The sequence below is a fragment of the Amycolatopsis endophytica genome, from assembly GCF_013410405.1.
In the GTDB taxonomy this organism is placed as follows: Bacteria; Actinomycetota; Actinomycetes; order Mycobacteriales; family Pseudonocardiaceae; genus Amycolatopsis_E; species Amycolatopsis_E endophytica.
Window position 1 is genome coordinate 843,689 of record NZ_JACCFK010000002.1, and the last position, 12,353, is coordinate 856,041.

11 protein-coding genes are annotated in these 12,353 nt (G+C 72.4%); 3 read left to right on the forward strand and 8 right to left on the reverse strand.

Going from position 1 to position 12,353, the window contains the following annotated elements; translation table 11 throughout:
* Positions 1–68 precede the first annotated feature (68 nt).
* Positions 69–818: a TetR family transcriptional regulator gene (locus HNR02_RS29580; RefSeq protein ID WP_179776937.1), complete on the reverse strand. Its 750-nt coding sequence runs from the start codon at positions 816–818 to the stop codon at positions 69–71.
* Positions 819–939: 121 nt separating this feature from the next.
* Here HNR02_RS29580 and HNR02_RS29585 point away from each other — a divergent pair, with 121 nt between their 5' ends.
* Positions 940–1,392: a hypothetical protein gene (locus HNR02_RS29585; protein WP_179776938.1), complete on the forward strand. Its 453-nt coding sequence runs from the start codon at positions 940–942 to the stop codon at positions 1,390–1,392.
* 38 nt (positions 1,393–1,430) lie between these two features.
* Here the strand turns inward: HNR02_RS29585 and HNR02_RS29590 are convergent, their stop codons facing one another.
* A complete protein-coding gene (locus tag HNR02_RS29590) occupies positions 1,431–2,996 on the reverse strand; it encodes a PucR family transcriptional regulator (RefSeq protein ID WP_179776939.1) in 1,566 nt (521 codons plus the stop codon).
* A gap of 98 nt (positions 2,997–3,094) precedes the next feature.
* Here HNR02_RS29590 and pruA point away from each other — a divergent pair, with 98 nt between their 5' ends.
* Both pruA and HNR02_RS29600 read left to right on the forward strand, forming a co-directional pair.
* Positions 3,095–4,720, forward strand: coding sequence for an L-glutamate gamma-semialdehyde dehydrogenase (pruA, locus tag HNR02_RS29595; RefSeq protein WP_179776940.1), 1,626 nt, complete (start codon positions 3,095–3,097; stop codon positions 4,718–4,720).
* 10 nt (positions 4,721–4,730) lie between these two features.
* Positions 4,731–5,639, forward strand: a complete 909-nt coding sequence (locus HNR02_RS29600; protein WP_179776941.1) for a proline dehydrogenase family protein — start codon at positions 4,731–4,733, stop codon at positions 5,637–5,639.
* Here the strand turns inward: HNR02_RS29600 and HNR02_RS29605 are convergent.
* From HNR02_RS29605 to HNR02_RS29630, 6 genes are all read right to left on the reverse strand, one after another.
* On the reverse strand, positions 5,629–6,600 hold the full coding sequence (locus tag HNR02_RS29605) for a serine hydrolase domain-containing protein (protein ID WP_312861212.1): 972 nt from the start codon (positions 6,598–6,600) through the stop codon (positions 5,629–5,631). The genes HNR02_RS29600 and HNR02_RS29605 overlap by 11 nt on opposite strands.
* A gap of 42 nt (positions 6,601–6,642) precedes the next feature.
* Positions 6,643–7,800, reverse strand: a complete 1,158-nt coding sequence (locus HNR02_RS29610) for an LLM class flavin-dependent oxidoreductase (protein ID WP_179776943.1) — start codon at positions 7,798–7,800, stop codon at positions 6,643–6,645.
* A gap of 2 nt (positions 7,801–7,802) precedes the next feature.
* Entirely contained in the window at positions 7,803–8,813 is a 1,011-nt protein-coding gene (locus HNR02_RS29615; RefSeq protein ID WP_179776944.1) for an ABC transporter substrate-binding protein, read from the reverse strand.
* Complete coding sequence (locus HNR02_RS29620; protein ID WP_179776945.1) at positions 8,800–9,510, reverse strand: ABC transporter ATP-binding protein; 711 nt, start codon at positions 9,508–9,510, stop codon at positions 8,800–8,802. The genes HNR02_RS29615 and HNR02_RS29620 overlap by 14 nt, the downstream gene beginning before the upstream one ends.
* Positions 9,495–10,319 carry an ABC transporter permease gene (locus HNR02_RS29625; RefSeq protein ID WP_179776946.1) on the reverse strand — a complete coding sequence of 275 codons (825 nt, stop codon included), beginning with the start codon at positions 10,317–10,319 and terminating at the stop codon, positions 9,495–9,497. The genes HNR02_RS29620 and HNR02_RS29625 overlap by 16 nt, the downstream gene beginning before the upstream one ends.
* A 174-nt stretch (positions 10,320–10,493) precedes the next feature.
* Complete coding sequence (locus tag HNR02_RS29630; RefSeq protein WP_179776947.1) at positions 10,494–12,353, reverse strand: FtsX-like permease family protein; 1,860 nt, start codon at positions 12,351–12,353, stop codon at positions 10,494–10,496.

The window sequence follows — 12,353 nt, forward strand, 5'->3', positions numbered from 1 at the left end:
GGGACCTGCGGTAATGGCACGGGGTGCCACTCTCGCTGGAGTGGCACCCCGTGCCATTCCAGCGAGAGTCAGCTGCCCGCGCGCAGAGCCTGGCTGATCTGGCGGACCACTTCGGACAGTGGCGCCGAGGCCCTGAGCACGGCGACCACCGAATCGTCGTCGCCGTCGGCGCCCTCGGGGCGGGACGGGGTCGCGTCGGCGAAGGCTTCGATCACCAGGGCGAACGCTTCCTTGGCGTGGGCGTGTGCGTCCTCGGCGCCGCCGCTGCGCAACCACCGCCGCAGGACGTGGTTGTGCGCCGCCGCGACGGCCGCGGCCGCCACCGAACCGCGCAGGTCCCACAGCGGGTCGCCGGCCGCCTGGAACCGTCCCCGCAGGTAGGTCGCCAGCACGCGCTGGTAGCGGTCGACGCTCGCGACCTCCTTGTCCCGCAACGACGGCACGGTGCGGGTGAGGGCGAAGCGCTTGACCGAGACGTCGGGGTCGGCGAGGTAGGAGTCGAGCACCAGGCCGACCCCGGCGCACGCCACCTCCAGGGGGTTCTGCGCCTGGTCCGCGGTGGCGAAGAGCTGCTCGATGCGGACGAGCACCTCCTCGTGGTTCGGGAAGATCGCGTCCTCCTTCGACCGGAAGTACCGGAAGAAGGTGCGCCGCCCGACCCCGGCGGCCGAGGCGATCTCGTCGACCGTCGTGGCGTCGTACCCCTGCCGGGAGAACTTCTCGATCGCGGCGACGGTGAGGGCGTGGCGCAGGCGTCTGCGTCCCGCGGTGGTCCTGCCCACCCGCGGTCGCGGCGCGGGCCGGGACTCGTCGGACATGCACCGAACCTAACAGGCCGACTTGCTAAGGGCACGCAGTGCCATTAGCATCACATCATCCACCACACGATCCGGGCACTGCCGCTCCAGGTGCCCCGCCTCACCGGGAAGGGGGCCTGTCATGAGCGTCGACCACGACCTGGGCACCAAGCGTCCGGCCAGCACGCCCGTGGACTACCGCCGCACGTTCGGCTGGCCGGTCCACTGGCAGAACGGCAGCCTGAACTTCGTGATCGGAGCGGGCATCGGCGCGGTCGCCGTGCCGCGGGCCCGTGCCGAGCAGGTGCTGGAGAACCTGGCGCGCCAGGGCTGCCGCGGCCCCGCGCTGAGCGTGCCCACCAAGCACGGTTCGGTGGTGATCTTCCTGGTCGAGGCCGACATCCTGGGCAGTGACGCGGAGTTCCTGCCGCGCGACGTCCGGGTGCTCACGGCCGGCACGTCGGTGCCGCTGCCCGGCACTCACGGCCCCGCCGACCTGGCGCGCTGGCTCGTCGCACCGAACCCCCAGCAGCGCTGGCTGCCGAGCCTGACCGCGGTACTGGCGGCGATCCGCTCCGCCGGCCGCTACCGCTGACCCCCTCTGGCACTTCCCCGCTGTGACACGGGGGAACGTCAGGCGTCGGGGGGCAGGCGCAGCTGGAGTGCGGCGAACAGGCGCACCAGCGGGTCGTCCAGGTCGATTCCGGCGACCGCCGCCGCGCGGCGCACCCGGTACCGCAGCGTGTTCGGGTGGACGTGCAGGCGCGCGGCGGCCGACCGGACGTCGCCGAGTGCGTCCAGGTAGGCCAGCAGTGAGGTCGCCAGGTCGGGGTTATCCGAACGCAGCGAAGTCAGCCGCGGGTCGCGGAGCCGGGGCTGGTCGGCCAGCACCGCCAGCGTCTCGCTGACCAGGACCTGCGACCGCACGTCCGCCAGGGTCGCCACCCGCAGACCGAGGCCGCGGCCCATCGCGTCGAGCACCCGGTCGGCCTCCTGCCTCGACCCGCCCACCTCGTCCATGGTGGACACGATCCGGCCGACCGCGGCCTGCACGTGCTCCCCCGCCGCGGCCACCATCTCGCGTGTCAGGTCCAGCAGCGTCGCGTCCGCGGGCAGGTCGGGCAGGAACGCGTACGTCCGGTCGCCCAGCTGGGTCACCAGCGCGCTGCGCCGGTAGGCCGCCGCGTGCACCGCGATCACCGCCGCCAGCGCGGACCGGCGCAGCTCCAGTTCGGTCCGGTCCACCGGCTCGGCCTCCCGCGACGCGAACGCCACGACCGCGGCCGGTTTGGCCGGGTCGGCGCCGATCTGCCGCGCCACCGACACCGGATCGCTGCGCCCGTCGAGCATCCCGGCCAGGAGGTTCTCCCGGAACCGGGCGCTGCTGCCCGCCGCACTGCGCCGCTGGACCAGGTGCAGCGCCGCGACCCGCGCGGCACCGACCAGCGCCTGCTCCGCGCCGTCGGCGAAGGGCGCCGTGCCCTCCTGCACCCAGATCGACCCCAGCGGACGGCCACCGGCGTGGACACCGACCGCGATGCGCGTCCGGATGCCCAGGTCCGGCCGCTCCTCGATGCGCACCACCTCCTCGGTGGCCCGTAACCGCTGGTAGACGCCCCATTCGCGGAGCATCGCGAGGTAGGGCGCGGGCCCCTGCCTGCCCAGGATCGACAACCGCCGCAGCTCGTCGACCTCGTCGTCGGAGCGCGAGTAGGCCAGCACCCGGCTCGCGGTGTCCTCGATGCTCACGCTGCCGCCGGTCAGCGCCGCGATCGTCTGGGCCAGCGAGAACAGGTCACCCAGTGTCTCGCCGGTGTCCTCGTCGTCCGAGCCGCGCGCCGCCTCCAGCACCCCGCGCACCAGCGCGGCCAGCTGCTCCCACCGCACGTCGGGCGCGACGGCGAGCAGCGCGATCCCGGCGTCGGTCGCCGCGTTGCGCAGCAGGGGCAGCGCCGAATCCGATTCCACCTTCACCGCCGCCGCGGCCGCGCCCCGGCGTCCCGCGGCCCGGATCAACGGCACCGCGGCCCGCCCGCGCGCGCCGATGACCAGTGCCAGGTCACCCGGCCGCAGGTCGGGGGTCTCGTCGGGTTCGACCACGACGACGTCGGTGATCTCGCCCGCCAGTCCGTCCGGCGCGACCTCCACCTCGACCAGCGGATCGCCGAGCGCGATCAGCACCTGCCGCAGTTGTGCCATGGGACAAACAGTAGCCGCAGAATTGGCCGAAGAGACAAAACCCGGCGGCCGCCGTCTCCCTAGCGTTGAGACATCCAGCCTCGACCCAGGGAGCAGCCGTGGACGCCGTGACCACCGTCCCCACCCCGGCCAACGAGCCGGTTCTGCAGTACGCGCCGGGCAGCCCGGAACGCGCCGAGGTGCAGGCGGCGCTCGCGGAGCTGGTCAAGGAGCCGGTCGAGCTGACCGCGACGATCGGCGGCGAGCGGCGGATGGGCGCCGGGGAGCGGGTCGACGTCGTCCAGCCGCACAACCACCGCGCCGTGCTGGGCACCTTCGGCTCCGCCACTGCGCGGGACACCCGCGACGCGCTGGCCGCCGCCCGCGAGGCCGCACCGGCGTGGCGGGCGCTGTCGTTCGACGACCGCGCCGCGATCCTGCTGCGCGCCGCGGACCTGCTGACCGGCCCGTGGCGGGCGAAACTCAACGCCGCCACGATGCTCGGCCAGTCCAAGACCGTGTTCCAGGCCGAGATCGACTCCGCGTGCGAGCTGGCCGACTTCTGGCGCTTCAACGTCTCCTTCGCCCGCCGCCTCCTCGCCGAACAACCGGCCAGCTCGCCGGGTGTGTGGAACCGGACCGACCACCGGCCGCTGGAGGGGTTCGTCTACGCGATCACCCCGTTCAACTTCACCGCGATCGCCGGGAACCTGCCGACCGCGCCCGCGCTGATGGGCAACGTCGTGCTGTGGAAACCCTCCCCCACGCAGACCTTCGCCGCGCACCTCACGCTGCGGCTGCTGGAGGAGGCCGGGCTGCCGCCGGGCGTGATCAACCTGCTGCCCGGTGACGGCCTGGCCGTGTCCGAGGTCGCGCTCACCGACCCGGACCTGGCCGGTATCCACTTCACCGGCTCGACCCGCACGTTCCAGCACCTGTGGTCGCAGGTCGGCGCGAACATCGCGAACTACCGCACCTATCCGCGGATCGTCGGCGAGACCGGCGGCAAGGACTTCGTGCTGGCCCACCCGTCGGCCGATGCCGACGTGCTGCGCACCGCGCTGGTCCGCGGCGCTTTCGAGTACCAGGGCCAGAAATGCTCGGCCGCCTCCCGCGCCTACGTGCCGCGGTCGGTGTGGTCGCGGATGAAGGGCGACTTCCTCGCCGAGGTCGAGTCGTTGACCGTCGGCGACGTGACGGATCTGAGCAACTTCATGGGCGCGGTGATCGACCGCCGCTCGTTCGACAAGCTGTCCGGCGTGCTGGACCGGGCCCGCACCGACGACCGGCTGGAGATCCTCGCGGGCGGCACGGCCGACGACAGCGACGGCTACTTCGTGCGCCCGACCGTGCTCGCCTCGGACCACCCGGACCACGAGGTGTTCGCAGACGAGTACTTCGGGCCGGTGCTGGCCGTGCACGTCTACGACGACGCCTCCTACGACTCGGTGCTGCGGCAGATGGAAAGCGCCGCCCCGTACGGCCTGACCGGGTCGATCATCGCGAACGATCGCGCCGCGATCGCCCACGCGGCCGAGGAACTGCGGTTCGCGGCCGGCAACTTCTACGTCAACGACAAGCCGACCGGCGCGGTCGTCGGCCAGCAGCCCTTCGGCGGCGGACGGGCGTCGGGCACCAACGACAAGGCCGGGTCGATCCACAACCTGCTCCGCTGGGTCAGCCCGCGCTCGATCAAGGAGAGCTTCGTCCCGCCGACCACGGTCGGCTACCCCCACCAGGGCTGAGGAGGACGTCATGCTGCGCACCGCACTGCTCGCCGCGGCCGGGTCACCGGGTTGCCGCTCGCTCGTCGAGCGCTCCCCGCTGACCCGCCCGGTGGTCCACCGGTTCGTCGCGGGGTCCGGAGTGGACGAAGCCGTGGCGGCGACCGCGGACCTGGTCCACAGTGGCCGGTCGGTCACGCTCGACCACCTCGGTGAGGACACCACGGACGCGTCGATGGCCGCGGCGACCGTCAAGGCCTACGTCGAACTGCTGGCGCTCTTGGCCGGCCACGGGCTGGCGGCCAACGCGGACGTGTCGGTCAAACTGTCCGCGGTCGGGCAGAAACTGCCGGACGGCGATCGCATCGCACTGGACAACGCGCGCCGCATCTGTGAAGCCGCGGCCGAAGTGGGCACGACGGTCACGCTGGACGCGGAGGATCACACGACAACGGACGCCACTCTGGGGACGCTGCGGGAACTTCGCGTGGACTTCCCGTGGGCAGGCGCCGTGCTGCAGGCCTACCTGCGGCGCACCGAGCAGGACTGCGCCGACCTCGCGTACGCCGGGTCGCGGGTCCGGCTCTGCAAGGGCGCCTACGCCGAACCGGCGTCGGTGGCGTTCCCGGACCGGTCCGAAGTGGACCGTTCCTACGTCCGGTGCCTGCGGGTGCTGATGGCGGGTGCGGGGCACCCGATGGTGGCGACCCACGATCCACGGATGATCGCGATCGCCGAAGAGCTGGGCCGGGACCGAGCGGACTGGGAGTTCCAGATGCTGTACGGCATCCGGGACGCCGAGCAGCGGCGGCTGGCGCGGGACCACACGATGCGCGTGTACGTGCCCTACGGGGACGAGTGGTACGGCTACTTCATGCGACGGCTGGCCGAGCGCCCGGCGAACCTGGCGTTCTTCCTGCGGGCGCTGCTCACGCGGTGAGCTCGGCGAGACGGCGCGCGATCGGCCAGGCGCCCTCGGAGGTGTTGGACAGGACCGTGTACGTGAGGTCCCCGCGGCACACGGTCCGGCAGGACACCCCGGCGTCGTAGCCCTCCAGCAGGACCGCGTCGCCGTCGAGCCGGAAACCGAGGCCGTAGCGCATGTTCTCCTCGGGCACGTCGTTGCGCGCCGCGGTCATTTCGCGGACCCACGCGAGCGGGACGATCCGCCCGGCGAACAAGGCGGCCCAGAAGGCGTGCAGGTCGGCGGCGGTGGAGCAGGCGCCGCCGTCCCCGCTGCCCACGACGGGCAGGTGGAAGACGTTGGTGCGTCGCTCGTCGAGGTAACCGAGCGCGACTCCGCCCGTGGGTTCGTCGGAGCGCGGGAACCCGGTGTCCGTCATGCCGGCGGGCACGCAAACGAGATCGTGCACCAGGCCGGCGAACGAACGCCGGGCGGCGCGTTCGGCGATCAGGGCCAGCACGACGTACCCGCTGTTGCAGTAGGAGAACCGCTGCCCTGGCGGGAACTTCGGCGGGTGGTCGCCGAGCACCGTCAGGTAGTCCTCGGTGGACGTCAGCTCGTGCACCGGCACCGGGAGGACGTGGTCGGTGACCGGCCGGTCGACGTCCTCGTCGCAGTAGTCGCCGATGCCGGAGGTGTGGGCCAGGAGGTGCTCGACGGTGACCTCGTCGCCGATCAGGGGCAGGTCGTCGCGCAGCAGCTCGCGGGCGGGGGTGCCCAGGGCGAGTGTGCCGCGTTCGATCAGCGCGGCGACCGTCAGCGCGGTGAACCCCTTGGTGACGCTGGCCAGGGCGAACCGGGTGCCGACGGTGTTGGGGACGCGCCACGCGCGGTCGGCGTGGCCGTAGGCCCTGGCCACGGTCCGGCCAGGGCGATCGACGCGGACGACGCCGGAGAACCCGGTCTCGGCCGCGAGCGCGTCGAGGATCCCTTCCACCCGGACCATCCTGCCGGGTGGAAGGGACCGGCGCACCCGGTTCTACTGGGCGGCCACGTGGCGCTCCTCCGGCAGCTGCGCGCGCTGGTCACGCGTACCGCGCAGCAGGCCGCGGTGCGCCAGTTCGGGCAACACCCCCTCGCCGAACCAGTACGCCTCCTCCAGGTGCGGGTAGCCGGACAGCACGAACTCGTCGACTCCCAGCGCGTGGTACTCCTCCACCAGGTCGGCGACCTCGCTGTGGCTGCCCACCATCGCCGTCCCGGCGCCGCCGCGGACCAGGCCGATCCCGGCCCACAGGCCGGGGTGGATCTCCAGCCCGCGCACGCCCCGGTCGAGGCCGCCGCCGTGCAGGGCGACCATCCGGCGCTGTCCCTCCGACTCGCTGGCGGCCAGCTGGGCCTGGGCCTTCGCGACCTGTTCCGGGCTCAGCGCGTCGAGCAGTTTGCCCGCCTCGGCCCACGCCTCGGCGGAGGTGTCGCGCGAGATCGTGTGCAGCCGGATGCCGAAGCGGATCGTGCGGCCCCGCGCCTCCGCCAGTTCACGCACCCGGCCGATCTTGGCGGCGACCTGCTCGGGCGGCTCGCCCCAGGTCAGGTAGACGTCGGCGTGCTTGGCCGCGACCGGCAGCGCCGCCGGGGACGACCCGCCGAAGTACAGCGGCGGCACCGGATCCGGCGGCGCCAGCACCGTCGCACCCTCCACCGACAGGTGCTCGCCGGTGAAGTCGAACGGCGTCCCGCTCCACACGCCACGCGCGATGGTCAGGAACTCGTCGGTGCGGGCGTAACGCTGGTCGTGGTCGTGCCAGTCGCCGAAGCGCTTCTGCTCGATCGAATCGCCACCGGTGACGATGTTGAGCAGCAGCCGCCCGCCGGAGATCCGCTGGTAGGTCGCCGCCATCTGCGCGGCCAGGGTCGGCGAGATGACACCCGGGCGGAACGCGACCAGGTACTTGAGCCGCTTCGTCTCGCCGATCAGGGCCGCGGTGGTCAGCCAGGCGTCTTCGCACCACGTTCCGGTCGGTGTCAGCACGCCTTCGAAGCCGAGCTGTTCGGCGGCGCGCGCGACCTGAGCGAGGTAGTCGATGCCGGCGTCGCGCTGCGCGACCGGGCCGAGGGACCGGTTGGCGTGGAAGCGTTCCACGATCGTGCGGCCGTCGCCGGACGTGGGCAGGAACCAGTGCGGTGTGATGGTCATCGTCATCCCCTCGCTGAGGCCAGATCGGCGGCGTACCGGGTATCGGTGAACTCGGCGAAGTCCACCTTGCCGGGCAGGACCTTCTCGTCGGTGAACGCGTCGGCCAGCTCCTGCTCGGAGGCGATCACCGCGTCGTCGAGCGCGACCGGGACGTCCGGTCCGTTGCGGGCGGCGGCCAGCGCGACCTCGGGGGCCAGCCCGGTGTCGGCCGCCCACGCCAGGCCCCAGTCGTCGCGGTGGGTGTCGGCCCACCGCTGCGCCTTCGCGATGCGGGTGACGAAATCGCGGATCGCGGCGTTCTTCCCGGCGTCGGACAACGCGGAGTGGCCGGCGACCTGGAAGGTGTAGCCGTTGGCGATGCCGGTGCCGTCCACGAGCGTGCGGGCGCCAGCCTCCAGTTTGGCCTGCGCGGTGTAGGGGTCCCACACCGCCCACGCGTCGATCCGGTGCTGGGTGAACGCGCCGTAGGCATCGGCGGGCTGCAGGAACGACAGCTCGACGTCCTTCGTGGACAGTCCCACCTTGCGCAGGTTCAGCAGGATCTGGCCGTGCGCGGAACTGCCCTTGGCGACGCCGATGGTCTTGCCCTTGAGGTCGTTGATCGTCTGGGCGGTGGAGTCCGGCGGCACCAGCAACGCGTCGCCGCGGACGTCACCCCGGGCGGCGCTGACGATCGAGATCTTCGCCTTCGCGGCGGCGGAGAAGATCGGCGGCGTGTTGCCGACTCCGCCGATGTCGATCGCGCCGGCCGAGGCGGCCTCCAGCAGCGGCGGACCGGAGGTGAACGTGGACCACTCGATCCGGTAGGGCACGTCGTCGAGCAGTCCGGCGGCCTTGAGCAGGGCCTGCGAGCCGCCCTTCTGGTCGCCGACCTTGAGCGTCACCTTCGCCAGGTCGGCCGCGCTGACCGGACCCGGAACGGACGGGGCCGACGATCCGGTCGTCGCACCACCGCACGCGGTGAGGCTCAGGGCGAGCGCCGTGACGGCGGCGAGGACTCTAGGCAATCGCATGATCGGTCACTCCCAGGTCGGCCAGCACCTTCGCGCGGATGTCGAGGTGGTCGGACAGGGTGCGGGGCCGTGGTGTGGCGAGGACGTGCTCGGCGATGATGTGCCCCTCCCCGAGGACGAGGACGCGGTCGGCCAGCAGCAGCGCCTCGTCCACGTCGTGGGTCACCAGCAGCACGCCGGGCCGGTGTTCGGTCCACAGGTCCTCGACGAGTCGGTGCATCGCCAGGCGGGTCAGCGCGTCCAGGGCACCGAACGGCTCGTCGAGCAGCAGCAGACCGGGTTCGCGGACCAGCGCACGCGCCAGCGAAACCCGTTGTGCCTCACCGCCGGACAGCGTGCGCGGCCAGGCGTCGGCGTGGCCTTCCAGCCGGACCTCGGTCAGGGCGCGTCCGGCCAGCTCCCGGTCGCGGCCATGGCCGGGCAGGCCGAGGACGACGTTGCGCCACACCTTCCGCCACGGCAGCAGCCGTGGTTGCTGGAACGCGACCGAAACCGTGCCGTTCACCCGTGCTTCGCCGTCGACGTCGGAGTCCAGCCCGGCGAGAATCCGCAGCAGGGTCGACTTGCCCGAGCCGCTGCGGCCGAGCAGGGCGACGAACTCGCCGCGCCCGATCTCGGCGTCCACATCGGACAGCACGGTGCGGTCCCCGAAGCGTTTGGTCAGGTTCCGCACTTCCGCGATCAGTTCGCGCGCCATCGCAGCGCCCTCCGTTCGATCAGCCGGACCAGGGCGTCGGTGACCAGGCCGAGCACGGCGTAGACGATCAGGCCGACGACGATCACGTCGGTGCGCAGGAACTCCCGCGCGTTGGTGATGAGGTAGCCGAGGCCGGCGTCGGCGTTGACCGTCTCGCCGACGATCAGCGCCAGCCACGCGACCCCGAGCGCCTGCCGCAGCCCGACGAGCGTCTGCGGTACCGCAGCCGGGAGCACCACGTGCACCAGCCGCTCCCAGCGCGTGAACCCGAGCGCCGTGGTGGCCTCGACCAGGTGGTCGTCGACGTTGCGGATGCCCGAAAAGATGTTGAGGTACAGGGGGAACGCCACACCGAGCGCGACCAGGACGATCTTCGGTTCCTCGCCGATGCCGAACCACAGGATGAACAACGGGATCAGCCCGAGGAACGGCAGGGTGCGCAGCATCTGCACGGGCGGGTCGATCAGGACACCGCCCCAGCGGGACAACCCCGCCACCACGCCCAGCACCAGCGCGACGAGCGCGCCGAAGACGAACCCGAGGCCCACGCGCACGATCGAGACCGCGAACGCCTCCCCCAGCTCACCCGACCGCGCGGTTTCGACACCCGCCTGCAGTACCGTCCACGGTGAACTGAGCTTGTCCGGCGACAGCACGCCGGTGGCACTGGCGATCTGCCACAGGACGAGGAGGGCGAGCGGGCTGATCCAGCGCCGCAGATCCGGCAGGCGACGTCTCCGGACCGGACGCGGCGGCGACCCGGTTGCCTCCTCCGGGTGCGCGAGAACGTCCGTAGCGGACAGCGACACGACAATCTCCCAAGTTTGCGGGGGTTACGCCAGGAAATGCTTCCTTTCCCGAACGGGTGAAGCAATGTCGTCCCGCATCCCGGACTCGGGTTCGTTGAGCTGCGGCGAGTTTGTTGCTCCGTGACTCCTAATGGCGCGGCCGTCTCGAGAGCCGCCACACGATGCGGACGTGCCTCACTCCGCCGCGCCGGTGAGCGACACCGGGTTCGGCCGGGTCGCGGACAGCGCCGTCCACGTGCTCGTCGCGCCGACCACGGCGAACGCGCCGAGCACGATCACCGCGACCAGCCCCCACGGCACCACCAGCACCGCCTGCCCGGTGATGCGGCCGGTCGCCGACGAGATGCCGATCAGCGTCACCGAGGCGGCGAGCCCGCCCAGCACCAGCCCGATCGCGGTGACCGCGCCGGACTCCAGCACCGCCGACCGCACCACCTGGCCACGGGTCAGGCCGGTCACGCGCGCCACCGCGAACTCACGGCGGCGGTCGGTGGCCGCGATGACCACGGCATTGATCACGGCGATCAGGGCGTAGAGCCCGGCCAGGCCCATGATCACGGTCATGATGCCGGTGCTGGTCTCCTGCTGCTCGGCTCCGGCACGGTCGAGCCATTCGTCCACTGTGGTCACTTCACCATGGGCGGCGAGCGCGGCCGGCTCGGCCCCGGGGCCGAGCCGCACGATCGACTCGGTCGGCGCGGACGCCAGCAGTCCGGCGGGGACGATGTCGCGAGGGAGCAGGAACTCGGCGCCGCCGCCGAGGGTTTCCGGCAGCACGGCCACGATCCGCAGGTCCAGTTCACGGTCGCCGATCCGCGCGGTGACGGTACTGCCGACGGGCCGGAACCCGGGCCCGACGGCGATCGTGGCTCCGGTCAGGTCCGCCAGCGAGCCGCTTTGCGGACCGCGGACGTGGGCTCCGGCGTAGGCCGCGGGGTCGACCACGGTCGCGACGCCCTGCTCGGTTTCGGTGTCGACCTCGCCGTCGCCCTCATCGGTGCGGGTGGTGATCGCGATCGGGAGCCGGGTCTGCGCCGACACCGAGACGACGCCGGGAACGTCCAGATCGGCCGGTCCGGTGGTGGTGACCACGAGGTCCCCGCGGAGGTCTGCCTGCTGCTCGTTCCGGGCTCCGGCGGCGATCGTGGCGAGCGCCCCTGCCTGCGCGACCAGCAGCGCGACCAGCACGATCAGCGGCGCGGCGGTGGAGGCGCTGCGACGGACGCCGTCGCGCAGGTTCGCTTCGGCGAGGCGTCCCAGCGGGCCGCGCAGGACGAGCCCGGCGAGGCGCCCGGCGAGCGGGACGACCATCGGGCTCAGCGCGGTCAGGGCGACCGCCGCGGCGAGCGCGGTGTTGATGGCCAGCGCGATCGCGCCGTCGGCCGGGACGAACGCGGACACGATCGCCATCGCGGTCGCCCCGGCGAGAAACAGCGCGCCGAAGAACCAGCGCGTCCCGGTCATCACGCGGGTCGCCTCGCCCGTTTCCCGCAGGGCTTCCAGCGGCCGGACCTTCGCGGCCCGGCGGGACGCGGCGAGCACGCCCGCGACCGCGACGGCGAGCCCGATGCCCGCGGACACGCCGAGAATCCAGTCCTGCCAGCGCGGTGTGAACTCACCGGGCACGAAGCCGAGGGTCCGCAGCAGCCAAGCCTGCGAGCGCATCACCAGCAGGCCGAGCGGGACGCCGGTGACCGTGCCGATCACGCCCAGCAACAGGGCCTCCGACAGCAGCAGGCGGCGCACCTGGCCACGTCCGCCGCCGACGAGGCGCAGCAGCGCGAGGTCACGGCGGCGCTGGGCGACGGTGAAGGCGAAGGTCGAGCTGACGATGAACACCGCGAGGAACGCGGAGATGCCCAGCGTCAGCGCGAGCAGCGTGACGGCTTCGGCCACTTCCCCGCCCGCGGTGGCCGCGGACACGAGGATCAGCAGGGACGACTGGACGAGCGCGACCCCGAGGCACACGGTGAGGACCGCGCCGAGGAACAGGGGCCAGCGGTCGGTGAAGGTGTTCCAGGACAGGCGCAGCAC

Excerpts from the sequence above, each read along its gene's own strand:
- HNR02_RS29580 (WP_179776937.1), bottom strand. The coding sequence starts at position 818 with ATGTCCGACGAGTCCCGGCCCGCGCCGCGACCGCGGGTGGGCAGGACC.
- HNR02_RS29585 (WP_179776938.1), top strand. The coding sequence starts at position 940 with ATGAGCGTCGACCACGACCTGGGCACCAAGCGTCCGGCCAGCACGCCC.
- HNR02_RS29590 (WP_179776939.1), bottom strand. The coding sequence starts at position 2,996 with ATGGCACAACTGCGGCAGGTGCTGATCGCGCTCGGCGATCCGCTGGTC.
- HNR02_RS29600 (WP_179776941.1), top strand. The coding sequence starts at position 4,731 with ATGCTGCGCACCGCACTGCTCGCCGCGGCCGGGTCACCGGGTTGCCGC.
- HNR02_RS29610 (WP_179776943.1), bottom strand. The coding sequence starts at position 7,800 with ATGACCATCACACCGCACTGGTTCCTGCCCACGTCCGGCGACGGCCGC.
- HNR02_RS29615 (WP_179776944.1), bottom strand. The coding sequence starts at position 8,813 with ATGCGATTGCCTAGAGTCCTCGCCGCCGTCACGGCGCTCGCCCTGAGC.
- HNR02_RS29620 (WP_179776945.1), bottom strand. The coding sequence starts at position 9,510 with ATGGCGCGCGAACTGATCGCGGAAGTGCGGAACCTGACCAAACGCTTC.